This window comes from Pseudomonas sp. GW823-FHT03E05 (assembly GCF_058796855.1).
The window spans coordinates 231,447-255,993 of sequence record NZ_JBXAJB010000010.1 but is presented as its reverse complement, the minus strand read 5'-3'; the positions used below and the strand labels follow the sequence as shown (position 1 = coordinate 255,993).

At 63.0% G+C, this 24,547-nt stretch carries 25 protein-coding genes; 20 read left to right on the top strand and 5 right to left on the bottom strand.

The window, feature by feature from the left end; all coding sequences use genetic code 11:
- Position 1: 1 nt before the first annotated feature.
- The 18 genes from plsX to AC1RCO_RS30650 all read left to right on the top strand — a co-directional run bounded on the left by plsX (position 2) and on the right by AC1RCO_RS30650 (position 17,288).
- Positions 2 to 1,012: a phosphate acyltransferase PlsX gene (gene plsX / locus AC1RCO_RS30735; protein ID WP_072451636.1), complete on the top strand. Its 1,011-nt coding sequence runs from the start codon at positions 2 to 4 to the stop codon at positions 1,010 to 1,012.
- 126 nt (positions 1,013 to 1,138) lie between these two features.
- On the top strand, positions 1,139 to 2,077 hold the full coding sequence (fabD, locus tag AC1RCO_RS30730) for an ACP S-malonyltransferase (protein ID WP_011060117.1): 939 nt from the start codon (positions 1,139 to 1,141) through the stop codon (positions 2,075 to 2,077).
- Between the two features lie 16 nt (positions 2,078 to 2,093).
- The gene (gene fabG / locus AC1RCO_RS30725) at positions 2,094 to 2,834 is read left to right on the top strand and encodes a 3-oxoacyl-ACP reductase FabG (protein WP_011060118.1); all 741 of its coding nucleotides are present in this window, start codon (positions 2,094 to 2,096) and stop codon (positions 2,832 to 2,834) included.
- 196 nt (positions 2,835 to 3,030) lie between these two features.
- Positions 3,031 to 3,267 carry an acyl carrier protein gene (acpP, locus tag AC1RCO_RS30720; protein ID WP_003175607.1) on the top strand — a complete coding sequence of 79 codons (237 nt, stop codon included), beginning with the start codon at positions 3,031 to 3,033 and terminating at the stop codon, positions 3,265 to 3,267.
- Positions 3,268 to 3,377: 110 nt separating this feature from the next.
- Positions 3,378 to 4,622, top strand: coding sequence for a beta-ketoacyl-ACP synthase II (gene fabF / locus AC1RCO_RS30715; RefSeq protein ID WP_492618366.1), 1,245 nt, complete (start codon positions 3,378 to 3,380; stop codon positions 4,620 to 4,622).
- Complete coding sequence (pabC, locus tag AC1RCO_RS30710; RefSeq protein ID WP_492618365.1) at positions 4,622 to 5,437, top strand: aminodeoxychorismate lyase; 816 nt, start codon at positions 4,622 to 4,624, stop codon at positions 5,435 to 5,437. The genes fabF and pabC overlap by 1 nt, the downstream gene beginning before the upstream one ends.
- A gap of 3 nt (positions 5,438 to 5,440) precedes the next feature.
- A complete protein-coding gene (mltG, locus tag AC1RCO_RS30705) occupies positions 5,441 to 6,640 on the top strand; it encodes an endolytic transglycosylase MltG (RefSeq protein ID WP_401021558.1) in 1,200 nt (399 codons plus the stop codon).
- Between the two features lie 19 nt (positions 6,641 to 6,659).
- Positions 6,660 to 7,292, top strand: a complete 633-nt coding sequence (gene tmk, locus AC1RCO_RS30700) for a dTMP kinase (protein ID WP_492618364.1) — start codon at positions 6,660 to 6,662, stop codon at positions 7,290 to 7,292.
- On the top strand, positions 7,285 to 8,271 hold the full coding sequence (locus AC1RCO_RS30695) for a DNA polymerase III subunit delta' (protein WP_011060123.1): 987 nt from the start codon (positions 7,285 to 7,287) through the stop codon (positions 8,269 to 8,271). Before tmk ends, AC1RCO_RS30695 begins: the two co-directional genes overlap by 8 nt.
- A gap of 84 nt (positions 8,272 to 8,355) precedes the next feature.
- Positions 8,356 to 9,141, top strand: a complete 786-nt coding sequence (locus tag AC1RCO_RS30690; RefSeq protein WP_065363423.1) for a TatD family hydrolase — start codon at positions 8,356 to 8,358, stop codon at positions 9,139 to 9,141.
- Positions 9,142 to 9,952: 811 nt separating this feature from the next.
- Positions 9,953 to 10,591 carry a TetR/AcrR family transcriptional regulator gene (locus AC1RCO_RS30685; RefSeq protein WP_011060125.1) on the top strand — a complete coding sequence of 213 codons (639 nt, stop codon included), beginning with the start codon at positions 9,953 to 9,955 and terminating at the stop codon, positions 10,589 to 10,591.
- 139 nt (positions 10,592 to 10,730) lie between these two features.
- Positions 10,731 to 11,699, top strand: coding sequence for a GTP 3',8-cyclase MoaA (locus tag AC1RCO_RS30680; RefSeq protein WP_011060126.1), 969 nt, complete (start codon positions 10,731 to 10,733; stop codon positions 11,697 to 11,699).
- A gap of 100 nt (positions 11,700 to 11,799) precedes the next feature.
- Entirely contained in the window at positions 11,800 to 12,402 is a 603-nt protein-coding gene (locus AC1RCO_RS30675) for a DUF4823 domain-containing protein (protein ID WP_011060127.1), read from the top strand.
- Positions 12,403 to 12,424: 22 nt separating this feature from the next.
- Positions 12,425 to 12,988, top strand: a complete 564-nt coding sequence (locus AC1RCO_RS30670; RefSeq protein ID WP_047284758.1) for a DUF1285 domain-containing protein — start codon at positions 12,425 to 12,427, stop codon at positions 12,986 to 12,988.
- A 70-nt stretch (positions 12,989 to 13,058) separates the two neighbouring features.
- Positions 13,059 to 13,772, top strand: coding sequence for a GntR family transcriptional regulator (locus AC1RCO_RS30665; protein ID WP_011060129.1), 714 nt, complete (start codon positions 13,059 to 13,061; stop codon positions 13,770 to 13,772).
- The gene (locus AC1RCO_RS30660; protein WP_011060130.1) at positions 13,769 to 14,767 is read left to right on the top strand and encodes an ADP-ribosylglycohydrolase family protein; all 999 of its coding nucleotides are present in this window, start codon (positions 13,769 to 13,771) and stop codon (positions 14,765 to 14,767) included. The genes AC1RCO_RS30665 and AC1RCO_RS30660 overlap by 4 nt, the downstream gene beginning before the upstream one ends.
- Positions 14,768 to 14,908: 141 nt before the next feature.
- Positions 14,909 to 16,375 (top strand): purine-cytosine permease family protein, encoded by a 1,467-nt coding sequence (locus tag AC1RCO_RS30655; RefSeq protein WP_492618363.1) that lies wholly within the window; start codon positions 14,909 to 14,911, stop codon positions 16,373 to 16,375.
- Positions 16,368 to 17,288 (top strand): PfkB family carbohydrate kinase, encoded by a 921-nt coding sequence (locus AC1RCO_RS30650; protein WP_492618362.1) that lies wholly within the window; start codon positions 16,368 to 16,370, stop codon positions 17,286 to 17,288. Before AC1RCO_RS30655 ends, AC1RCO_RS30650 begins: the two co-directional genes overlap by 8 nt.
- Positions 17,289 to 17,314: 26 nt before the next feature.
- On the opposite strand, the gene AC1RCO_RS30645 is transcribed toward AC1RCO_RS30650, so the two are convergent.
- From AC1RCO_RS30645 to AC1RCO_RS30635, 3 genes are all read right to left on the bottom strand, one after another.
- Positions 17,315 to 17,695 (bottom strand): Rho termination factor N-terminal domain-containing protein, encoded by a 381-nt coding sequence (locus AC1RCO_RS30645; RefSeq protein ID WP_019094643.1) that lies wholly within the window; start codon positions 17,693 to 17,695, stop codon positions 17,315 to 17,317.
- 53 nt (positions 17,696 to 17,748) lie between these two features.
- Positions 17,749 to 18,075, bottom strand: coding sequence for a hypothetical protein (locus tag AC1RCO_RS30640; RefSeq protein WP_011060134.1), 327 nt, complete (start codon positions 18,073 to 18,075; stop codon positions 17,749 to 17,751).
- Between the two features lie 84 nt (positions 18,076 to 18,159).
- Positions 18,160 to 19,377 carry an MFS transporter gene (locus AC1RCO_RS30635; protein ID WP_492618361.1) on the bottom strand — a complete coding sequence of 406 codons (1,218 nt, stop codon included), beginning with the start codon at positions 19,375 to 19,377 and terminating at the stop codon, positions 18,160 to 18,162.
- Positions 19,378 to 19,592: 215 nt separating this feature from the next.
- Here AC1RCO_RS30635 and AC1RCO_RS30630 point away from each other — a divergent pair, with 215 nt between their 5' ends.
- Positions 19,593 to 20,072: a GNAT family N-acetyltransferase gene (locus AC1RCO_RS30630; RefSeq protein WP_011060136.1), complete on the top strand. Its 480-nt coding sequence runs from the start codon at positions 19,593 to 19,595 to the stop codon at positions 20,070 to 20,072.
- A gap of 92 nt (positions 20,073 to 20,164) precedes the next feature.
- Here AC1RCO_RS30630 and AC1RCO_RS30625 read toward each other — a convergent pair whose 3' ends face one another.
- A complete protein-coding gene (locus AC1RCO_RS30625; protein WP_019094642.1) occupies positions 20,165 to 21,217 on the bottom strand; it encodes an NAD(P)-dependent alcohol dehydrogenase in 1,053 nt (350 codons plus the stop codon).
- A 180-nt stretch (positions 21,218 to 21,397) separates the two neighbouring features.
- On the opposite strand from AC1RCO_RS30625, the gene AC1RCO_RS30620 reads away from it, so the two are divergent.
- A complete protein-coding gene (locus AC1RCO_RS30620) occupies positions 21,398 to 22,288 on the top strand; it encodes an AraC family transcriptional regulator (protein ID WP_011060138.1) in 891 nt (296 codons plus the stop codon).
- Between the two features lie 169 nt (positions 22,289 to 22,457).
- Here the strand turns inward: AC1RCO_RS30620 and AC1RCO_RS30615 are convergent, their stop codons facing one another.
- A complete protein-coding gene (locus tag AC1RCO_RS30615; RefSeq protein ID WP_011060139.1) occupies positions 22,458 to 24,122 on the bottom strand; it encodes an electron transfer flavoprotein-ubiquinone oxidoreductase in 1,665 nt (554 codons plus the stop codon).
- Between the last annotated feature and the right edge of the window lie 425 nt (positions 24,123 to 24,547).

Below are 24,547 nucleotides of genomic sequence, written 5' to 3'. Positions count from 1 at the left end.
CTTGTCCGCTCAAGTCATCGCGATTGACGCAATGGGCGGGGACTTCGGTCCCCGCAGCATTGTTCAGGCGAGTATTGCTTGTCTGTCTGCTACCCCCTCGCTGCACCTGACCCTGGTTGGTCAACCCTCCCTTCTTGAAGAACTGATTTCCGGTCAAACGGCTGTGGATCGCGCGCGCCTGACGATTACCCCGGCAAGCGAGGTGATCACCATGGACGAAAAGCCTTCCCAGGCCCTGCGGGGCAAGCCGGACTCTTCGATGCGGGTGGCTCTTGAGCTGTTGCGCGATGAGAAGGTCCAGGCCTGCGTCAGTGCCGGTAATACCGGTGCGCTGATGGCGCTGTCGCGTTATGTGCTGAAAACCCTGCCCGGAATCGATCGGCCGGCGATGGTGGCTGCCATCCCGACTCAGCGTGGCTATTGCCAATTGCTGGATCTGGGAGCCAACGTCGATTGCAGTGCCGAGCACCTGTTGCAGTTCGCCATCATGGGCTCGGTTGCGGCGGAAACCCTGGGCATCGTGCGGCCGCGGGTGGCCTTGCTGAATATCGGCACCGAGGACATCAAGGGCAACCAGCAGGTCAAGCTTGCGGCGAGCTTGCTGCAGCAGGCCCGCGGCCTCAACTACATCGGTTTCGTCGAGGGCGATGGGTTGTATCGGGGCGAGGCGGACGTGGTGGTGTGCGACGGTTTTGTCGGCAACATCCTGCTCAAGTCCAGCGAGGGGCTGGCGACCATGATCGCCGCGCGTATAGAAGCCTTGTTCAGGCAGAATCTGCTGTCCCGGGCTGTTGGGGCGCTGGCCTTGCCGCTGATGCGCAGGCTGCAGGCGGATCTGGCGCCGGCGCGGCACAACGGTGCGAGTTTCCTCGGCTTGCAGGGGATCGTGGTGAAAAGCCATGGTTCTGCAGGCGTTCAAGGTTTCCAGAGTGCCATTCAGCGGGCGTTGATCGAGATCCAGGAAGACCTGCCGCGCCGCTTGCATGGGCGTCTTGAAGACTTGTTGCTTTAGGCGTTTTCCCTGTGGAGTGCTTAAATGTGACCGCTCAGTTCAATTGGCCATCCAACTGTCAGTTTCTTGCGTCCACCACGGTGTGACGTCAATTCTCCGACGACAAGATCATTAGGGGCTTGTTACATGTCTGCATCCCTCGCATTCGTCTTTCCAGGACAGGGCTCGCAGTCCCTCGGCATGTTGGCCGAGCTGGGCGCGCAGTACCCACTGATCCTCGATACGTTCAAAGAAGCCTCCGATGCTCTGGGCTACGACCTCTGGGCTCTGACCCAGGAAGGTCCTGCAGAGCTGCTCAATCAAACCGACAAGACCCAGCCGGCCATCCTCACCGCGTCCATCGCCCTGTGGCGTGTATGGCTGGCCGAAGGTGGTGCGCGCCCGGCTTTCGTCGCCGGTCACAGCCTGGGTGAATACAGTGCCCTGGTCGCCGCTGGCAGCCTGACCCTGGGTGAAGCGGCCAAGCTGGTCGAGCGTCGTGGCCAGTTGATGCAGGAAGCCGTGCCGGCAGGGCAGGGCGGCATGGCTGCAATTCTCGGCCTGGAAGATGCCGATGTGGTCGCCGCCTGTGCTGAAGCCGCGCAGGGCGAGGTGGTCAGCGCCGTGAACTACAACTCCCCTGGCCAGGTGGTGATCGCCGGGGCCAAGGCGGCTGTGGATCGCGCCATCGAGGGCTGCAAGGCGCGGGGCGCCAAGCGCGCCATGCCGCTGCCGGTCAGCGTGCCTTCCCACTGTGAGCTGATGCGCCCGGCCGCCGAGCGCTTTGCCGAGTCGATCGCTGCGATCAACTGGCAGGCACCGCAGATTCCATTGGTACAGAACGTCAGTGCCGCTGTGGCCGCCGACCTGGACACCCTCAAGCGCGACCTGCTGGAGCAGTTGTACAAGCCGGTGCGTTGGGTCGAGTCGGTCCAGACTCTGGCAGCCAATGGCGCCACCGAGCTGGTCGAGTGCGGCCCGGGCAAGGTCCTGGCCGGCCTCAACAAGCGCTGCGCCGAAGGCGTGTCGACCTCTAACCTGAACACCCCAGATGCTTTCGCTGCCGCCCGTGCAGCGTTGGCCTGAACTAGGAGAAGCTTGCATGAGTCTGCAAGGTAAAGTTGCACTGGTGACCGGCGCCAGCCGTGGTATCGGCCAGGCCATCGCGCTTGAGCTGGGGCGTATGGGCGCCACCGTGGTGGGTACCGCCACGTCCGCTTCGGGTGCCGAGCGCATTGCTGCCACTCTCAAGGAAAATGGCATCCAGGGCACCGGCCTTGAGCTGAACGTTACCAGTGACGAGTCCGTGGCTGCAGTCCTGGCCAGCATCACCGAGCAGTTCGGTGCGCCGGCGATCCTGGTGAACAACGCCGGGATCACTCGCGACAACCTGATGATGCGCATGAAAGATGACGAATGGTACGACGTGGTCGATACCAACCTGAACAGCCTGTATCGCCTGTCCAAGGGCGTTCTGCGTGGCATGACCAAGGCTCGTTGGGGTCGAATTATCAGTATTGGCTCGGTTGTGGGTGCCATGGGCAACGCAGGCCAAGTAAACTACGCGGCCGCCAAGGCCGGTCTCGAAGGTTTCAGCCGTGCCCTGGCCCGTGAAGTGGGTTCGCGGTCGATCACGGTGAACTCGGTTGCTCCAGGTTTTATCGACACCGATATGACCCGCGAACTGCCGGAAGCGCAGCGTGAAGCGCTGCTGACGCAAATTCCGCTGGGTCGTCTGGGCCAGGCTCAAGAGATCGCGCAAGTGGTCGCTTTTCTGGCATCCGACGGTGCGGCATACGTTACTGGGGCTACAATCCCGGTCAACGGCGGGATGTATATGTGAGTCAAATGTGACGGATTGCTTCAAAAAAATGTCATACGAGCTGTCTAAAATCCGTTATAAAGCTGCAATCAATTTATAGGCAGATGGCCAAAGGGTTTGAGGGACAAAGCTTTCAGTTGAAAAGCTGAAAAGCCTTTCTATACACTTACCCACTGGCCAGCTGCCTGAATTTGTCCATTAGGAGTGAAAACAAGGTATGAGCACCATCGAAGAGCGCGTCAAGAAAATCGTTGCTGAGCAACTGGGCGTTAAAGAAGAAGAAGTTGTTAACACCGCTTCCTTCGTTGAAGACCTGGGTGCCGACTCCCTTGACACCGTTGAGCTGGTGATGGCTCTGGAAGAGGAATTCGAGACCGAAATCCCTGACGAAGAAGCTGAAAAGATCACTACCGTTCAAGCAGCTATCGACTACGTTACCAGCCACCAGGCTTAATCGTTTGTAGTCGTCTTTTGCTGTCATGGAAAAACCGCACTGCCGTTACGGCGTGCGGTTTTTTCTTTAGGCCTGATACAAAGTGTCGTCATTAGAAAAAGGAGAGTGCTGTGTCGCGTAGACGCGTCGTAGTCACCGGTATGGGTATGTTGTCGCCACTGGGTACGGATGTGCCAAGCAGCTGGCAGGGCATTCTGGCTGGCCAAAGTGGCATCGGTCTGATCGAACACACCGACCTTTCTGCCTATTCCACCCGTTTTGGCGGCTCGGTAAAGGGCTTCAATGTCGAGGAATACCTGTCGGTCAAAGAGGCCCGCAAACTCGACCTGTTCATTCAATACGGCCTGGCAGCCGGTTTCCAGGCGGTACGCAACGCCGGTCTGGAAGTCACCGATGCCAACCGTGAACGCATCGGCGTGGCCATGGGCTCGGGTATTGGCGGTTTGACCAATATCGAGGAAACCAGCCGCATCCTGCACGATTCCGGCCCACGACGGATTTCTCCGTTCTTCGTGCCTGGCTCGATCATCAACATGATTTCCGGTTTCCTGTCCATCCACTTGGGTGCCCAGGGGCCGAACTACGCCATTTCCACTGCGTGCACCACCGGTACCCACTGCATCGGCATGGCTGCGCGCAACATCGCCTACGGCGAAGCCGACGTGATGATCGCCGGCGGTGCTGAAATGGCTGCCTGTGGCCTGGGCATGGGCGGCTTCGGCGCGTCCCGTGCACTGTCGACCCGCAACGACGAGCCGACCCGCGCCAGCCGTCCCTGGGACAAGGGGCGTGATGGCTTCGTCCTGTCCGACGGCGCCGGCGCCCTGGTTCTGGAAGAGCTGGAGCACGCCAAGGCTCGTGGGGCCACCATCTATGCGGAGCTGATCGGCTTCGGCATGAGCGGTGACGCCTATCACATGACGTCGCCTCCCACCGATGGTGCCGGTGCTGCGCGCTGCATCGCCAATGCCCTGCGCGACGCCAAACTCAACGTGGACCAGGTGCAGTACATCAACGCCCATGGTACTTCGACCCCGGCCGGCGACCTGGCCGAGGCCGAAGCGATCAAGAGCGTGTTCGGCGATCACGCCTACAAGCTGGCGGTCAGTTCCACCAAGTCCATGACGGGTCACCTGCTGGGTGCCGCGGGGGCGATCGAGGCGATCTTCAGTGTGCTGGCAATCAACAGCCAGGCCGCGCCGCCCACCATCAACCTGGATGAGCCGGATGAAGGCTGTGACCTCGATTTCGTGCCGCACACCGCGCGCAGCATGGACATCGACGTAGTGCTGTCCAACTCCTTCGGTTTTGGTGGCACCAACGGCTCCCTGGTGTTCCGCCGGTTCTCCGAGTGATGCACAGCTGGGTCGACGGTCAGCCGGCTGACGCACTGTCGCTCAAGGACCGCGGCCTGGCTTACGGTGATGGTCTGTTCGAGACCATTGCCGTCAAATCCGGGCGCCCGCAGCTGCTGGAGCGGCATCTGCAGCGTCTGGCCGAAGGATGCCGGCGCCTGGCGCTGACGGCGGATCAAGCCCTGATCCGCAGTGAGCTGCAGGCTTATGCGGCGGCTTTGGGGGAGGGTGTGCTCAAGCTGATCCTGACCCGGGGCGACAGCCAGCGCGGCTATGCCGCCGATCCTGCAACCGCTGCACGGCGGATTCTCCAGGGCTCCGCATTGCCGGTGTATCCCCTGGCCCATGCCGAGCAAGGCATTCGTCTGTTTCCCTGTACCACGCGCCTGGCCGAGCAGCCGCTGCTGGCCGGTCTCAAGCACCTCAATCGTCTGGAGCAGGTTCTGGCTCGTGCCGAGTGGTGTGATGTCGAGCATGCCGAAGGCTTGATGCGAGATACCTCTGGGCGAGTTATCGAAGGCGTGTTCAGCAACCTGTTCCTGGTCAGCCAGGGGCGGCTGCTGACGGCTGACCTGGGGCGCTGCGGCGTGGCCGGGGTGATGCGCGCTGAAATATTGTTTCAGGCCGAGTCATTGGGCATCCCCGCGCAAGTCGGGGATATCAGTCTCGATCAACTGCAACAGGCTGATGAAGTCTTTGTCTGCAACAGTGTCTATGGCGTCTGGCCAGTGCTTGGCTGTGCCGGGATGAGCTGGTCGGCGGGTGCGCTCACCCGTAAACTGCAGGGCATTACCCGCGCACTACTGGATGCTTGATTCGTGAGACGTAAATTACTGCTCCTGCTGGAAACCGGACTGGTCCTGGCAGGACTGCTGTTGGGTGCGAGTGCCTGGAAACTGCACTCGGCCCTGGAACAACCGCTTAACCTGAGCCAGGAACAGTTGCTCGATGTTCCCGCCGGCTCGACGCCCACCGGCACCTTCAATCGTCTGCAAGCCGAGGGTGTGCTCGATGATGCCTTCTGGCTGCGCCTGTACTGGCGCTTCAATATGGCGGGCCAGCCTCTACACAGCGGCGAGTACCGCATGACCCCGGGCATGACCGCCGAAGGCCTGATCGGCCTCTGGCAGCGCGGTGAGGTGGTGCAGTACAGCCTGACCCTGGTGGAAGGCTGGAATTTCCGCCAGGTACGCAGCGCCCTGGCCAAGAGCGAAAAATTGCAGCAGACCCTGACGGGGCTCAGCGACAGCCAGGTGATGGAAAAGCTCGGGCATCCCGGGGTTTTCCCTGAAGGGCGTTTCTTCCCTGACACCTATCGTTTCGTTCGGGGCATGACCGACGCCGAGCTCCTGGAAAAAGCCTACGACCGCCTGGACGATGTGCTGGCCAAGGAGTGGAGCAAGCGTGCCGACGATGCGCCTTACAGCGATCCTTATCAGGCGCTGATCATGGCCTCGCTGGTGGAGAAGGAAACCGGCGTACCCCAGGAGCGTGGGCAGATCGCAGGCGTGTTCGTGCGTCGCATGCAGATTGGCATGCTGCTGCAGACCGATCCTACGGTGATCTACGGTCTCGGTGAGCGTTACACCGGCAAGTTGACCCGGGCTCATCTCAAGGAAGCCACGCCCTATAACACCTACGTGATTGCCGGCCTGCCGCCGACGCCGATCGCTATGGTCGGACGCGAGGCGATCCACGCCGCCCTCAACCCGGTGCCCGGCAAGAGCCTGTATTTTGTCGCGCGGGGCGACGGCAGCCATGTGTTCTCCGATGACCTGGATGCCCACAACAGCGCGGTGCGCGAGTTTCAGCTCAAGCGTCGCGCCGATTACCGTTCCAGCCCGGCCCCAGCCGCCACGCCAGCGGTTCCCGAAGCGGCAGGTCCGGTGCCGGAGACGCCTGCATCCCCTGGCCCGGAGACGGCTCCGGCAAGCGCCCCGCAAGCTGCGCCCGAGCCGCCTGCGACTCCGGCTCCTGCCGAGCCTGTGCCCGAGCCCGCGGCGAAAAGCCCGCAATGACATTGATTAAGGACTGCCCGTGACTGGCTTGTTTATTACCCTGGAAGGCCCGGAAGGCGCGGGCAAAAGCACCAATCGCGAGTACCTCGCCGAGCGCCTGCGCGCTGCGGGGATCGAGGTGCTGTTGACCCGTGAGCCTGGTGGCACGCCGCTGGCCGAGCGGATTCGCGATGTACTGCTGACCCCGGTGGAAGAGGTCATGAATGCCGATACCGAGCTGTTGCTGGTGTTCGCCGCGCGTGCCCAGCACCTGGCAACGGTGATTCGCCCGGCCCTGGAGCGCGGTGCGGTAGTGCTGTGCGACCGTTTCACCGACTCCACCTACGCCTACCAGGGCGCGGGCCGCGGCCTGAGCCTTGCGCGCATTGCTGCGCTGGAGGATTTCGTCCAGGGCGAGTTGCGCCCCGACCTGACCCTGGTCTTCGACCTGCCGGTGGATGTCGGTCTGGCGCGAGCCAGTGCTCGTGGCCGGCTGGATCGCTTCGAGCAGGAAGGCCAGGCCTTCTTCCAGAAGGTTCGCGAAGCCTTCCTGGCCCGCGCCGCAGCGGCGCCGCAGCGTTATGTGCTGGTGGATGCGGCGCAGCCCCTGGCCCAGGTCCAGCAGTCCCTGGACAGCTTGTTGCCGCAGTTGCTGGAGTGCGCCCGTGGCTGAAGTCTTCCCCTGGCAGGACAGCCTCTGGCAGCAATTGGCGGGGCGTACCCAGCATGCCCATGCCTACCTGTTGCATGGCCCGGCGGGTATCGGCAAGCGGGCCCTGGCCGAGCGGCTGATGGCGCGCTTGCTGTGCCAGCGCCCGGAAGGCCTGGACGCCTGTGGTCAATGCAAGTCCTGCCTGTTGCTGCTGGCCGGCAGCCACCCGGACAACTACGTGCTGGAGCCGGAGGAAGCGGACAAGGCGATCAAGGTCGACCAGGTCCGCGAACTGGTGAGCTTCGTGGTCCAGACCGCCCAGTTGGGGGGGCGCAAGGTGGTGCTGATCGAGCCGGTGGAGTCGATGAATATCAACGCCGCCAACGCCCTGCTCAAGAGTCTCGAGGAGCCTTCCGGCAACACTGTGCTGTTGCTGGTAAGCCACCAGCCCAGCCGGTTGTTGCCCACGATCAAGAGCCGTTGCGTGCAGCAGGCCTGCCCGCTGCCCAGCGAGGCCATGAGCCTTGAGTGGCTGGCCCAGGCCCTGCCTGATTGCTCCGAGGAGGAGCGGGTGGAGCTCTTGACCCTGGCTGCCGGTTCGCCGCTGGCAGCGGTCAGCCTGCAGGCCCAGGGTGTTCGCGAGCAGCGGGCGCAAGTGGTGGAAGGGGTGAAGAAGCTGCTGAAACAGCAGCAGTCGCCCACGCAACTGGCCGAATCCTGGAGTGCCATTCCCTTGTTGCTGCTGTTCGACTGGTTCTGCGACTGGTCGAACCTGGTCCTGCGCTATCAACTGACCCAGGATGAGCAGGGACTGGGCCTGCAGGACATGCGCAAGGTGCTGCAATACCTGGCGCAGAAGTCCGCCCAGGCCAAGGTGCTGAACATCCAGGACTGGATCCTGGCCCAGCGCCAGAAGGTCCTGAGCAAGGCCAACCTCAACCGCGTGCTGTTGCTGGAAGCCTTGCTGGTGCAGTGGGCGGCCCTGCCTACCCAGAATTGACCCGCAGCGCCTAGACTCAGCGTTGTTTCCGCCCGGGCGCCACAACCCGGGCCTTTCATTGATCGGATGTAGTTGTAGCCTCCTATGCTCGTAGATTCCCATTGCCACCTTGACCGCCTCGACCTCGCCGCTCATGACGGCTCCCTGGATGCCGCGCTGGCTGCCGCCCGCCAGCGGGGGGTAGGGCACTTCCTGTGCATCGGTGTCAGCGCCGACAACGCGGCGGACGTCAAGGCCCTGGCCGATCGTTATGACGATGTCGACTGCTCGGTGGGCGTGCATCCGCTGGATGTGCAGCCCGGCGCAGCGCCGGCCCTGGACTGGCTGCTGGATGAACTGAATCACCCCCGGGTAGTGGCCATTGGCGAGACTGGCCTGGACTATCACTACGAGCCGGAAGCCGCCGAGCTGCAGCAGGAATCCTTCCGCCTGCACCTGCAGGCCGCCCAGCAGACCGGCAAGCCGGTGGTGGTGCACACCCGCGGCGCCCGCGCCGACACCCTGACACTGCTGCGCGAGGCGGCATTGCCCAATGCCGGTGTGCTGCATTGCTTCACCGAAGACTGGGAAATGGCCAAGGCGGCCCTGGACCTGGGTTTCTATATTTCCCTCTCGGGGATTGTCACCTTCCGTAATGCCGATGCCCTGCGGGACGTGGCCCGACAGGTGCCGGCCGACCGCCTGCTGGTGGAGACCGATTCGCCTTACCTGGCGCCGATCCCCTATCGCGGCAAGCCCAACCTGCCGCAGTACGTGCGCGAGGTGGCGGAGTTCCTGGCGATGCTGCGGGGCGAAAGCTATGAAGCCTTTGCCCAGCAGACCACGGCCAACTTCAAGCGCCTGTTCCCCTTGGCGCGGGTCAAGGGCTGAGCCTGGGTCGCACGGTGCACTGGCGCTGAATGGCGGGCAAAAAAAACCCGGGTTCTGGGGGGTGAATCCGGGTTAAGACCATTAGGAGTAAAACTAAGGCACGCGGTCCTTCGGTACCTTGATCGGCGTTTCACTTGGGGGAGATGTCCCGCCGACAGTTGAAGTATTGATCACTATTGCATTCAGTCCAGTTGCGCCTGCTCGTTTTTTAAACAAATTTGGAATACGCGCGCTTCGCTTGAGTTCTCATTTGGGTTGCCTGTATCGCAGTTTTCGACGCGATCGCTGAATATCACCTGATTTTTAGCTGATAAGACTAAAAATAGCCGCATTTTCCTGAAAGTTGCCTACATAATCTGTTGCAGTTTGCTGTACCTGCCCGGCTGGCAGTTATCAACGCCATCGATACTTTCGGATTATTCTTCCGCTCTTATAGGGCTTCTCTGATGCTGTGGGACGGCAGTTGCATTGGCCCCCGCTGAGCGACGAATCAGCCGGGCAATGATGGAATTGCGACTTATCGAGGCCTTTGCGTCGCACGCAGGGCGTGGGGCAATCCAGGGTGCTGGGTGCGGGAAAAACCAGACTTCGCGGTCTGATCCGGAGCTTGGCGGCTGTGGAAGTTTGCTATTTGAACCCTGGCCCGGCCCCGTATTCACGGGATTTCCCTGGCTTTTGGCGCCTGTCTGGAAGGTTCTGACGGGGCGGCTTTTGCGCCAGAAACACCAGCAACGATGGATGATCCGTGCATTTTGGCGCAAGTTAGGCATAATACGCGGCTTCGATTTTGACCCCGAACAGACCTTTTCTTATGCAGAAAGAACCTCGTAAGGTCCGTGAGTTTCGTCGCCGCGAGCAAGAAATTCTCGATACCGCGCTCAAGCTGTTCCTCGAACAAGGTGAAGACAGTGTCACCGTCGAGATGATTGCGGATGCCGTGGGTATCGGCAAAGGGACCATCTATAAGCATTTCAAGTCCAAGGCGGAGATCTACCTGCGCCTGATGCTCGACTACGAGCGCGACCTGAACGAGCTGCTGCACTCGGCCGACGTCGACAAGGACAAGGAAGCCCTGTCCCGGGCCTACTTCGAATTCCGCATGCGTGACCCGCAGCGCTATCGGTTGTTCGACCGCCTGGAAGAGAAGGTGGTCAAGGGCAACCAGGTGCCGGAGATGGTCGAGGAACTGCACAAGATCCGTGCGTCCAACTTCGAGCGCCTGACCCTGCTGATCAAGGGTCGCATCAGTGAAGGCAAGCTTGAAGACGTGCCGCCGTACTTCCACTACTGTGCCTCGTGGGCGCTGGTGCATGGTGCGGTTGCGCTGTACCACTCGCCGTTCTGGAGCAATGTGCTGGAAGATCAGGAAGGCTTCTTCCAGTTCCTGATGGACATCGGTGTGCGCATGGGCAACAAGCGCAAGCGCGACCCCGACACCTCGAACAGCTAAGGCATTCAGCCGCTGTATTGCGCCATCGACAAACTGTATGGCGCAGTGTCCGAGGAATATACTCAGGCATGGGACTTGCCAAAACCTGATTTTTGGGTCAGGTTTTGCCCGGTTCTCCCTTCCTACGCCGGAGTCATCCATGATCGTTGATCGTCAAGGCAGGCGCTTTCGCAACTTGCGGATCAGTCTGACGTCTGCCTGCAACTACGCCTGTACCTACTGCGTGCCCAACGGCAAGCGGCTGGTGGCTGCCCAGGACGAGTTGTCGGCCGAGGCAATGGCTCGCGGCGTGGCGTACCTGATGGAAGCGGCGGGCATCGAGCGCTTGCGCATCACCGGTGGCGAACCCCTGGTCAGTCCCAAGCTGGAAGCCTTCATGGGCGCGGTGGGGCGCATGGGGCTGGACGACATCAGCCTGACCACCAATGGCCAATTGCTTGCGCGCAAGCTGCCGTTGCTGGTGGAGGCCGGTATCCGCCGGATCAACGTTTCCCTCGATACCCTCGATGCGACGGCTTTTCGCAGCATTGCCCGTGGCGGCGACCTGGCCACGGTGCTCGATGGCATGCAGCAAGCCCGCAGTGCCGGTTTGAAGATCAAGGTCAACATGGTGCCGTTGCGCGGGCAGAACCTGGATCAGGTGATGCCGTTGCTGGATTACTGCCTGGAACGGGGTTACGAGCTGCGTTTCATCGAGCTGATGCGCATGGGCCACCTGGCCAATGATGGCAACGCTTTCCTGCAGCAGTTTGTCAGCCTGCAACAGTTGCTGGACCTGATCGGCCAGCGCTACGAATACCTTCAGGCCGATGCGCCGGTGGATGCTACCGCGGTGCGCTACGCCATTCCCGGGCACGGTCATTTCGGCGTGATCGCCAACGAAAGCGTGCCGTTCTGCCGCACCTGCTCGCGTTTGCGGCTGTCCTCCACGGGCTGGCTGCACGGCTGCCTTTCTTCGAGCAATCGTCACTATGTCGGCGACCTGCTGGACAAGCCGCGCCATCAGGCTCTGCCGGCCTTGCAGCGGCTGCTGGTCAAGGCCTTGGGGGACAAGCAGGAGCTGGCCTTTTCCGGTGGAGCCACGGTGATGAAGATCATTGGCGGCTGAGGCGCTTTGCCGACGAATTCCCTTCCTTGGCGGAGCTGGCGCGGAAGCTGCATCCCGTGGCCATTCGCCGGTTTTCCGTCACCGGATTTTGGAGGGTAGGATGCGTAGCCTGGTTTTGCTGCTGGCCTTTTTGGCACTCGGCGGCTGCATGAATGTCAGTGATATGGGCGAAGGGGTGCGCTATCACCTGAGCGATGCGGGGGTGCTCGATCACAGTGATACACGCCGCACCAGCTCGTTCCGCATTCAGCCGGATTCGTTCATTTTCATTGCCCAGGGGCATTTCGTACCGCCGGGTGGCGCTTATCCGCGGCCCAACGTGGTAGCCGAGGAAGCCTTCAACGGCTTTGTCGAGTATTTCCCCATGGTGCGTCGGGCCAAGGCGCCCGAGGGCCTGAATGAAGCCATGGCCGAAGCCCGGGAAGCGGGGGCGCACTATCTGCTCTACGCCCGTTTCGCCAAGGCCGATGACCGTATCGGTAACTCTGACGAGTGGCTGGATCAGGAAGCCGTGGACCGCCTGGGGGTGGATACCAGTACCATCCAGATCATGTTGATCGAAACCAGTACCCAGTACCTGATCGATTCCGCGCGGATTCGCAGCCGTGGCGGTTTACTGACGTTCCACGACAACAAGCCACAGGATCTGCTTGGTCCGCCGTTGCAGCAATACGCGCGCGGCCTGCTGGGCCTGAGCGACTGATTGATTGAGAGAGGAGAGCGGTATGAGTGGTCCAGGCAAGGCCAACGACCTGTTGGCGCAGATTCCCAAGGCTGAAAAAGGCCTGCCGCCGGTCCACCTGTGGAACCCCGACTTCTGCGGCGATATCGACATGCGCATCGCCCGCGACGGCACCTGGTATTACCTGGGTACGCCGATCGGCCGCAAACCCATGGTCAAGCTGTTCTCCACCATCATTCGCCGCGATGGCGATGACTATTTCCTCATCACTCCGGTGGAGAAGGTCGGCATCAAGGTCGACGACGCACCCTTCGTCGCCGTGACCCTGGAGGTCGAAGGGCAGGGCGAGGCTCAGGTGCTGCGCTTTTCTACCAACGTCGAGGAGCAGGTGGTCGCCAATGACGAGCACCCGCTGCGGGTGGTGATCGACCCCCTGACCCAGGAACCGGCGCCTTACCTCCTGGTTCGACACAATCTTGAAGCGCTGATCCATCGCAACGTCTTCTACCAACTGGTGGAGCTGGCGCAGACCCGCCAGATCGACGGCCAGAATTGGCTGGGGGTGTGGAGTTGCGGGGTGTTCTTTCCCATTGGTCTTGAACCCTGACGGGCGTTTCAGACGGCTGTAAGAAGATATTTCTTGCTCTGGCTCGGGCCTTTCATGTATCAAGCCGGACATGATCAAACATGTCCGATTCGATAAGAAAACAAGGGTGGTCGACGAGTTGATCCGGCGTATTGAAAGCGGCCTGTTGGAGGACGGCTTTCAACTGCCGGGCGAGCATCAGTTGGCCGAAGAATTCGGTGTCAGCCGTGGCACCTTGCGCGAGGCCCTGGCCGAGCTCAAGCGGCGCAACTACATCGCCACGCAAAGCGGCGTAGGCTCCATCGTCACCTTCGACGGTGTTGCCCTGGATCAGCATCATGGCTGGGCCCAGGCCCTGGCCGACAGCGGTGCGCTGGTCAACACCGAGGTGCTGCGCCTGGAGGCGATCCAGCGCCCGGACCTCAAGCATCGCCTGGGCACCGACCAGTTCATCGCCCTCGATCGCCGGCGCCGCAGCACCGATGGCCGGGTGCTGTCCCTGGAGCGCTCTCTGATCCCGGCTTCCGGCGAGCTGGAAGGCCTGCCTAGGGTCGGCCTGATCGATGATTCCCTGACCATTACCCTGGCCGCCTACGGCTATATCGGCGAGCGCGGCGATCAGTGGATCGGCGCCGAGCCCTTGAATGCTGAAGATGCCCAATTGCTCGGACGTGCGCCGGGCGAAGTCTTCCTCAAGGCCCTGCGTACCACCTACGACCGCCAGGGGCGCTTTATGGAGCAGGTCGAAAGCCTGCTGGACCCGCAGCATTTTCGCATGCACCTGCAGTTCGGAGAGCCGCGGTGAATGCATTGCAGCGCGCCCTGGGCGCCTTCTACGGGCTGGCCCTGGGCGATGCGCTGGGCATGCCGACCCAATCCTTGAGCCGGGAACAGATCCAGCAGCGCTTCGGCGTCATCCGCACCCTGGAGGACGCCGGCCCGGACCAGCCGATTGCCGCGAACATGCCCCGGGGCTCCATTACCGACGATACCGAGCAGGCGATCCTGGTGGCTCGCCTGTTGGTCCGGGGGCAGGGCCGGATCGCTCCGGCGGCCCTGGCCCAGAGCCTGATCGAGTGGGAGGCGCAGATGCAGGCCAAGGGTTCCCAGGATCTGCTGGGGCCTTCCACCAAACGCGCCATTGAAATGATCCTCGCCGGGGAGTCCGTTGAAGAGGCGGGCCGCTATGGCACCACCAATGGCGCCGCCATGCGCATCACGCCGGTGGGCATCGCCGCCGATGTGGCTCGGCCCGAGACCTTTCTGCAGGCGGTGGTCGAGGCCTGCCAGGTGACGCACAACACTAGCCTGGGCATTGCCAGCGCGGCGGCGGTGGCGGCGGTGGTGTCCGCCGGAATCAACGGCCAGCCTCTGGCCGAAGCCTTGGCACTTGGTGTGCAGGTCGCCCGGCAGGCCCAGGCCCAGGGGCACTGGGTAGCGGGTGCCACCATCGGTGCTCGCTTGGACTGGACCAGCACCCTGCGTGTCGACGGCGATCGGGAAGGCTTTGCGCGGATGCTCTACGAGCTGATCGGCACCTCGGTGGCTTCCCAGGAATCGGTGGTGGTGAGTTTCGCCCTGGCCCGACAAGTGGCCCTGGGGCAATTGCCGGCCTTCGAGGCACTGTGCATGGCTGCGGGCCTTGGGGGCGACACCGACACTATCGCGGCGATTCTCGGTGCCATGCTCGGCGCTTGCCTGGGGATGGAGATCTGGCCTGGCGAACTGATCGGGCAGGTGCGAAAGGTCAATGAGCTGGACCTGCAGCCTCTGGTGGAACAGCTGCTGGCGCTGCGTTGAGCCGCCTTTAAGGTACAGGCCGCGGTGTGCGGCCATGTTGCCGATCGCTATGGAAAGCTATGACACGGCCAGGAATGCCGGGATGTTCTGTGACTTCCGAAATTGCCCAATACCCCTAACAACGGCAACAGGAGTTTTATCATGAGTTCATCCACGGCCGGATCAGGCGCCGGGCAACTGGAAACCCGCGGTATCGAGCCGGTTCCCGAGGCAGAGTGCGACGGGCACCCGCTGCAGCTGTTCTGGGTCTGGTTCGCGGCCAACATCAGTATTCTCGGCCTGCCCCTGGGGGCGACTCTGGTGGCGTTTCGCGGTTTGTCGATCTGGCAGGTGCTGCTGGTGGCCATCCTGGGGTCGGTGGGGTCGTTCGCCGTGGTCGGCCTGATCTCGGTAGCCGGCCGGCGCGGGCGGGCGCCGAGCCTGACCCTGTCCCGGGCAATCTTCGGGGTGCGGGGCAATATCGGCCCGACCCTGGTGTCGATGCTTTCACGGGTTGGCTGGGAGACGGTCAATACCACCACGGCGGCCTTCGTCCTGCTGTCCCTGAGCTCGATCCTGTTCCAGACCCCGGCCTCGGCCAAGGATGCGCCGCTGCTGACCCTGCTGTTCATCGGCATCTTCGTGCTGATGACCCTGAGCGTCTCCGGCCTGGGCCACGCCACCTTGCTGGTCATCCAGAAGTGGGCCACCTACGGCTTTGGTGCCCTGAACGTGCTGGTGGGCGGTTTCCTCTGCGCCACCATCGACTGGGCGGCGGTCTTCAATGCCGCGCCGGCCCCCATGAGCGCGATGATCATCGGCGTCGGCACAATGGCCGCCGGGACCGGGATTGGCTGGGCCAGTTCCGGGGCCGATATGTCGCGTTATCAGCACCGTTCGGTAACGGCCGGGCGCCTGGTGGCCTCGGCGGCGTTTGGCGCCGGCATTCCGCTGGTGTTGCTGATTACCCTGGGCGGATTGCTGTCGGTGGGCAACGATCACCTGGCCTCGGCAGTGGACCCGATCATCGCGATCCGCGACATGCTGCCGACCTGGATGGCGGTGCCCTACCTGGTCGCGGCCTTTGGTGGCCTGCTGCTGTCCAACAACCTCTCTGTGTATTCCGCCGGCCTCACCGCGCTGACCCTGGGCCTCAAGGTCAAGCGGGTCTATGCGGTGCTGGTGGATATCGTGGCGATCTTCCTCGGCTCGATCTATTTCATGCTGATTGCCGACAGCTTCTATGGCCCTTTCATCAGCTTCATCTCCCTGCTGGCGGTGCCGATCACCGCCTGGGTGGGGATCTTCGTGGTGGACCTGATCCATCGTCATCACTACAGCGCCGATGATCTGCTCAACGTCGGCCCGAGCAGCGCCTACTGGTACCGGGGCGGCATCGAATGGCGAGCGTTTGGCGCCTGGGTGCTGGCGATTGTGCTGGGCTTCTGTTTCACCACCATCGGCACCACTGTCGAAGACGTCTGGTTCACCGGGCCCCTGGCCGATTCCTGGCTGGGGCATAACGGCCTGGGCTGGATCGTCACCTTCCTGGTGGCCGGCGGCGGTTACGCTCTACTGGGCGGTGCCCGGGACCGGCGCGCGGCCTTTGTCGAGAACGCCAATGCCTAGGTTGCTGCACACCGGCCAGGTGATAGTCGACCTGGTGATGGCGGTAGAGCGCCTGCCGGCCTCCGGAGGCGATGTGCTCGCGCAATCTGCGGGCTTCGAGGCCGGTGGCGGCTTCAACGTGATGGCCGCCGCGGCGCGCAACGGGTTGCCGGTGGTCTACCTCGGGCGCCACGGGCAGGGGCGCTTTGGCGACCTGGCACGGGCGGCGATGCAGGGCGAAGGCATACAGATGAGCCTGGAGCCCGGCAGGGGGACTGATACCGGTCTGTGCGTGGCCCTGACCGAAGCCTCTGCTGAACGCACCTTCATTTCCCATATCGGCGCCGAGGGTGAATTGTCGGCCGAGGATCTGGCCCGGGTCCGGGTGGAGGCGGGGGATTACCTCTATGTCAGCGGCTACAGCCTGTTGCAGGAGTGCAAGGCACGGGCCCTGCTGGACTGGTTGCAGGCGCTGCCTCGTTCGATCCCATTGATGTTCGACCCGGGGCCGTTGGCCGGTTCGGCAGATTCACCCTTGATGGCGGCGCTGTTGCCGCGGATCGACATCTGGAGCAGCAACCGCGCCGAGGCATTGCAATTGACCGGTACTTCGCAGATTGCCCAGGCGCTGGCACAGCTCGAAAGCTGGTTGTCACCTGCGGCGTTGCTGGTGCTGCGTGATGGCCCCCGCGGCTGTTGGGTCAGCCGCCAGGGGCAGGCGGTGCAGGTGCCGGGGTTCAAGGTGGAGGCGGTGGACAGCAACGGCGCCGGTGATGCTCACGCCGGGGTCTTGGTCGCCGGGCTCGCAGCGGGCCTTGAGCCGCTGATGGCGGCTCGTCGGGCGAACGCCGCGGCGGCGATTGCCGTCACCCGGCGTGGCCCGGCCACCGCTCCGGGCAGTGCCGAAGTGGATGCCTTGCTGGCGCGCGGCTGAGTCAGCGGCGAGCAGTTGGCCGCCGGTCAGCCGGCCTTGCTCAGGGCTTCGATCAGCTCCTGCTTGCGCATGCGCGAGCGTCCCGGAATCTTCTTCGCCCGAGCTTCGCGCATCAGGCTGTCCTTGCTCTGGGTGCCCAGGGACGCCGCGCTGTTGCGGGCATGCCCGTGGCGCGTAGCCACCGCGCGCCGGGCCGACTCGCTGCGGGCCCGGGCCTTGTCTGCCGGGCTTTTGTCCCGACCGGAGCCGCCCGCCCGTTCACCGCCGCCGGACTGCTTGTTCACCGTGGCCCAGGCCCGTGCTTCGGCCTGCTCCGGCGAGAGCCCGCGTTCTTCGTAGCTGGCTTCGATGGCCGCGGCCTTGCGGCGCTGGGCCAGGGTGTATTTGGCTTTGCTTCCTCGAGTCATGACATCTCTCCTCAAGGCCCTGGCGCACAGGGCCTGCTGGATTGAACCGGCGGTTACTGGCTGCTGCCTTCAGAACCTGAGCCGCCGGTGGTGGTTTTCGAGCCGGTACCGGTCTTGCCACTGTCGGGTGTGCTGGAGTCCATGGTGCCGACACCGCCCTGGCGGCCGTTGTCGTTGCCCTGAATGCGCGGGTCGGTCCCGGTCGCCGGTGGCAATGAGCCTTCGTCCATGGCCGGTGGGTTGATGTTGATCTTCGGCGTGCCCTGGGTGGCCGGGGATTTCGGGCCTTCAACCGGGTTGGTCGGGCCGGTGGCGCCGGCCAGGGCAGCAGTGGACAGCAGCCCGGCCAGGGCCAGGGCGCAGAGTTGGACCTTGATCATGGTGTCGCCTCCATTCGTTAGAGTCGTTACCTGATATTGGTCCGCTGCCGGGGCCGGTTGGTGCCTGATGATCGACGAACGGTGTTATGCACCGGCTGCCATACGCCAGTGGCCCAGGCGCCGCAAGCCCAGGCGGCCAAGGCTGATCAGCCAGTTCAGCAACGCTACGCCGAGCACCGTGAACAGCAGCGCCGGGATGCCGGCTTCGACGATGATCCGCCCGGCCAGCCAGGGAAAACCGAAGACCCCGATGAAGTACGACAGGCTGAACAGCAGCAACGCCTGGGAGGTGCAGCCGGCTGGAGCTTCGTTGGCCGCCAGGCCGTTGATCACCGAGTAGGTCAGGCCATAGCCCACCCCCAGGGTCACGGCAGCCAGCAGGTAGCTGGCGCTGCTGTCGACAGCAAATAAAAAGAGCAGGATCGACACCAGCATCAGCCCCGAGAGCAGGCAGGCAGCACGATAGGGATCGCGCTTGACCACGATCCCGGCGATCAGCAGGCGGCTGGCGATGGCGGCGCTCATGAAGCCGAGGAAGAACAGCGAGTAGTCGACGCCGCGGGAGGGGCCGTAGCTGGTCTGGAAGCTCGACAGGCCGCCGAATACGCAACCTCCCAGGCCCACCATGAGAATCGGCCAGACGGCGCGGGAGGACAGCACCTGCGCGGTGCCAGCCCAGGTGATGCCAGCCGCCGCGGTGCCCAGGTGGTTGGCCTGCTGGCGCAGCCGGCCGCCCAGCCGCCAGAAGATCAGCACACCCAGCAGGCTGGCGCCGGCGGCGATCAGAAAGGCGCTGGTCAGTGGGTAGCCCAGGGCACTGGCCAGGCGCCCCAGCAAGGGGCCGGAGCCGATGCCGGTCATCATGCTGCCCGACAGCAATGCGAAGTAGCGGGCCCGTTGCGCGGGCTCCACCAGCATCGCCACGATGATCGGTCCCAGTGTATAGAACACCCCCCAGCCCAGGCCCAGGGTCAGGCCGAAGAACAGCAGGCCGGGGCCGACCCCCGGGGTCAGGGCAAAGCCCAGGCTGGCCACCGCCAGCAGGCAGCCGAACACTGCCACCGAGCGCGCGGCGCCGAGGCGGTCCGAGAGGTGCCCGGAGCCGATCACCGCAACAAAGGTGCTGAGCATGGCTGTGGAAATCACCGTGCCGGCATCGTGTTCATTGCCGCCACGGCTGCCGATCAGCAGCGACAGGAGAAAGGTCGAGCCGTAGGACAGCGACAGCAGGTAGCTGCCCAGGCAGAACAGGCCGAATAACGGGGCCGAGACCCGGGACTGCTGCGGGGTGCACGCCGACATGAAAGTGCCTCTTTATGCTTGAAGTCATGTCGGGCTTTCTAACATGGCGCCTCCCGGTGTTTGTTGTGTTCCTGCAGGCCTCAGGGTTAGTCGGCAGCGGAGTAAGTGCCGTGCGCAAGGAACGGGGCCGGGGGGGGGGCTTGGCATAAATGGTCGTGCATGTATTTCTGCCGCCGTTCTAATATGGCTGCCTGATTCCAACAAGAGAGCCGTCGATGACCGTAGAAATCCGTCCTGCACTGCCCAGCGATGCCCCGCAGATTCTTGCGTTCATCACCGAACTTGCCGATTACGAGCGGGCCCGCCATGAAGTGATCGCCAGCGTCGCCGATATCGAACGCAGCCTGTTCAGCGAGGGGGCCACGGCCCATGGCCTGATCTGTCTGCGCGAAGGCGTGCCGATCGGCTTTGCGGTGTTCTTCTTCAGTTATTCCACTTGGCTGGGCAGCAATTGCCTGTACCTGGAGGACCTTTACATCACTCCGGAACAACGGGGCGGCGGGGCGGGCAAGCAACTGCTGCGACATCTGGCGCAGATCGCCTGTGACAATGATTGCGGGCGCTTCGAATGGAGCGTGCTGGAGTGGAACGAGCCGGCGATCCAGTTCTACAAGTCCCTGGGCGCCCAGCCTCAGGAGGAATGGGTCAAGTACCGCATGGATGGCGAAGTGCTGCGCGCCTTTGCTCGCGGCTGACGCCAGCTGGCTCGTGGAGGAGCCGGCGTGCCGGCGAAGGCGCACGCCATCGGCGCCCTCGGCGACAAGCCATGCTTTGACGGTGTCGAGAATCAGCCTTTCAAGGTCGCCATGTCGATCACGAAGCGGTACTTCACATCACCCTTGATCATGCGCTCGTAGGCTTGATTGATCTGGCGGATGTCGAGCATTTCGATATCGCAGGTGATGCCGTGCTCGGCGCAGAAGTCCAGCACTTCCTGGGTCTCGGCAATGCCGCCGATCAGCGAGCCGGCCAGCACCCGGCGGCTCATCACCAGCTTGCCGGCGTGCAGCGCCGGGTCCACCGGTTCGATCAGGCCCACCAGGATATGCACGCCATCGAAGCGCAGGGTGTCGAGGTAGGGGTTGAGGTCGTGGGGCACCGGGATGGTGTCCAGGAGAAAGTCGAAGTGCCCGGCCACCGACTGCATCTGCGCCACGTCGGTGGATACGATCACATGGTCGGCACCCTGGCGGCGGGCTTCTTCGGCCTTGCTCGCGGAGCGGGTGAACAGGGTCACTTCGGCGCCCAGGGCCTTGGCGAACTTGATGCCCATGTGGCCCAGGCCGCCCATGCCGAGAATCCCCACCTTGTCACCGGGCTTGACCCCGTAATGCTTGAGTGGCGAGTAGGTGGTGATGCCGGCGCAGAGGATTGGCGCAGCGCTGGCCAAGTCGAGTTTCTCCGGAATGCGCACCACAAAGTGCTCGCTGACCACGATGCTGTCGGAGTAGCCGCCCATGGTGTTGCTGCCATCGACCCGGTCCGGGGTGGCGTAGGTCATGGTCGGGCCTTGCAGGCAGTATTGCTCCAGGTCGGCGGCGCAGGCCTCGCAGTGGCGGCAGGAATCCACCATGCAACCAACGCCCACCAGGTCGCCGACCTTGTGCTTGCTGACGTTGGCGCCGACGGCTGTGACCTTGCCGACGATCTCGTGGCCCGGCATCAGCGGGTACACGGCGATGCCCCATTCGTTGCGGGCCTGGTGGATATCGGAGTGGCAGACGCCGCAGTAGAGGATCTCAATGGCGACGTCGTCCGCACGCGGACTGCGGCGCTGGAAGCTCATGGGGGCGAGGGGAGTGGTGGCCGATTGGGCGGCATAACCGATGGCGGTGTACATGGTGAACCTCGCAAAAGCATTGACGATTGAGGCGTGGCATTCTCGGCGTCGGGCCCTGGGCCAACCATGGCGATTCCTCGGCATGTCATGCCTATTCCTCCGGTATTGGCGGTTTTCACGCGGCATTGGCGTACAGACCTGCGATGATGTTTTCGTCCCTTTTTCCGTGAAGTTTTCCCCATGCTGCTGACCCGCCATCTGGACGCCAACGCCACCCTGGTCTCGCTGATCCAGCCCCTTGCCAGCCGTGACGGTTTCGTTGCCACCGCCTTGCCCGGGGTTCAGGTGCTGCGGGCCAGTTGCGACGTGGCGCGGGGCCCGCAGATCTATGAGCCGAGCCTGATGATCATTGCCCAGGGCAGCAAGCTGGCCTACCTGGGCACGCGAACCCTGGAGTACGGTGCCGGGCATTACCTGATCCAGGCCCTGTCGGTGCCCTTCGAGTGCGAAACCTTCGCCTTGCCCGATGCGCCGCTGCTGGGGGTTTCCATCGCCATCGACCGGGCGGTGTTGAGCGAGCTGGTGCTGGCCATGGGCGTCACCGAAGGCCGGGCGGCTTCGGCGCAGACCCTGGAGTCGATGACTTCGGCTGTGCTCGACGACGCCATGCGTGGTTGCGTGGAACGCCTGTTGCGCTGCCTGCACGATCCTCTGGAGTGCAAGGTCATGGGCCCTTCACGGGTGCGCGAGTTACTCTTTGCCGCTTTGCGCGGGCCCCAGGCCGATGCGCTGCGGGCGCTGGTGGAGCAGCAGGGGCAATTCGCCCGGGTTGCGGCTTCGCTCAATCACCTGCACGAGCACTACACCGAGCCGTTGAACGTCGAGACCCTGGCCCGCTGCGCCAACATGAGCACCTCGACCTTCCACGAGCATTTCAAGCGCAGCACCCTGCTGTCGCCGGTGCAGTACCTCAAGCGCCTGCGCCTGCTCAAGGCCCAGCAGTTGCTGCTAGGAGAGGGGCTGGGCGTGGCCCAGGTGGCGCATCGTGTGGGCTACCAGAGCACTTCGCAGTTCAGTCGCGAGTACAAGCGCTACTTCGAACGCAACCCGGGCGAAGAACGCGCCGCCTGAAAACACCGCGCCCCTGGTAGGAGCTGGCTTGCCAGCGAATGCGCCCTTGGGCCGGAGCAAGGCTTGGGGGGCTCTTCGCCGGCAAGCCGGCCCCTGCAGGGTGCTGTGCCAGCGAATCCCGGGCATGAAAAAGGCCCCCATAAAGGGGGCCTTCTTTTATCGCACCGGCTTACATGTTCGGGTAAGTCGGGCCGCCGGCGCCTTCCGGAGTGACCCAGGTAATGTTCTGGGCCGGGTCCTTGATGTCGCAAGTCTTGCAGTGCACGCAGTTCTGCGCGTTGATCTGGAAGCGCTTCTCGCCATCTTCCTGGGTGATCACCTCATACACGCCGGCCGGGCAGTAACGCTGGGCAGGTTCGTCGTACAGCGGCAGGTTGCGGCTCAGCGGGATGCTCGGGTCGGTCAGCTTCAGGTGGCAAGGCTGTTCTTCTTCATGGTTGGTGCCGGAGATGAACACCGAGCTCAACTTGTCGAAGCTGAGTTTGCCGTCGGGTTTCGGATAGTCGATCTTCACGCAGTCCTTGGCCAGCTTCAGGCAGGCGTAGTCCGGCTTGGTGTCGTGCAGGGTGAACGGCAGTTTGCCGCCGAAGATATTCTGGTCCATCCAGTTGAAGCCCGCGCCGATGATCGGGCCGAACTTGTGCATGGCCGGGCCGAAGTTGCGGCTGGCGAACAGCTCTTCATACAGCCAGCTGGCCTTGAACGAATCGACGTAGCTCTTGAGTTCGTCGGCGCCTTCGGAGCCGGCGAACAGCGAGTCGGCTACCGCATCGGCGGCCAGCATGCCGGACTTCATGGCGGTGTGGCTGCCCTTGATCTTGGCGAAGTTCAGGGTGCCCAGGTCGCAGCCGATCAGCGCGCCACCCTTGAACACCATCTTCGGCAGCGAGTTCAGGCCGCCCTTGCAGATGGCGCGAGCGCCGTAGCTGACGCGCTTGCCGCCTTCCAGGTACTGCTTGAGCACCGGGTGATGCTTGAGGCGCTGGAACTCGTCGAACGGCGACAGGTAAGTGTTGGCGTAGGACAGGTCGACGATCAGGCCCACTACTACCTGGTTGTTTTCCAGGTGATAGAGGAAGGAGCCGCCAGTGTTCTCGTTGCTCATGATATCCAGCGGCCAGCCGGCGGTGTGCACCACCAGGCCAGGCTGGTGCTTGGCCGGGTCGATTTCCCAGATTTCCTTGAGGCCGATGCCGTAGTGCTGGGCGTCGGCGTCGCTGTCCAGGTTGAACTGCTTGATCAGTTGCTTGCCGATATGGCCACGGCAGCCTTCGGCGAACAGGGTGTATTTGCCGCGCAGTTCCATGCCGGGGGTGTACATGCCCTCTTTCGGCTGGCCTTCACGGTCGACACCCATGTCGCCGGTAAGAATCCCGCGGACTACGCCGTTTTCGTCGATCAGGGCTTCCTGGGCGGCAAAGCCCGGGTAGATTTCCACGCCCAGGTTCTCGGCCTGCTGGGCCAGCCAGCGGCACAGATTGCCCAGGGAAATGATGTAGTTGCCTTCGTTGTGCATGGTCTTGGGCACAAAGAAGTCTGGAACCTTGGTGGAGGTTTCGCCGCTGCGCAGGACATAGATGTCGTCGCGGGTGACCGGGGTGTTGAGCGGGGCGCCCAGTTCCTTCCAGTCCGGGAACAATTCATTCAGGGCCCGTGGTTCGAACACGGCACCGGAAAGGATGTGAGCACCGACTTCGGAGCCTTTTTCAACCACGCAGACGCTGATTTCCTTCCCGGCTTCAGCGGCCTTCTGCTTAAGGCGGCAAGCGGCGGACAAGCCTGCGGGGCCGGCACCGACGATGACCACGTCGAATTCCATGTATTCGCGTTCCACTAGGCTATCTCCTACTCAAGGCTCAACGGTTTTTTCTAATTGGAGGTTTGGCGTTGCATCCCCGCTTTCTCCCATCGCGCATGGGGGGGAGAAGGGGAGGACGGCCGACCTTTCTCTCTGGGCGGCGCATTATATCTACACCACTCTCAGCGTCCAATACAAACGTTTGTTTGAATTTGCCGCAGCCCAGATAAATCAAAGAAGCGCGGCTTATAAACGGCTATTTTGCCGTATTGACCGGAAAAGGCGTTCCGGTCAAGATACGGTCGGTTTTGCGCTCGCCGTAGGCTGACTGTTGGTTTCAAGAGCACCTCTAAAGACAGGGCAAAGGCAGTAAAGGTGACGCGCGCGCAGCTTGAAAGTGCGCAGTCTACACGCCGCGATAATGAATGACTCGTCGGTCACCACTGACGAACGGTCATCAC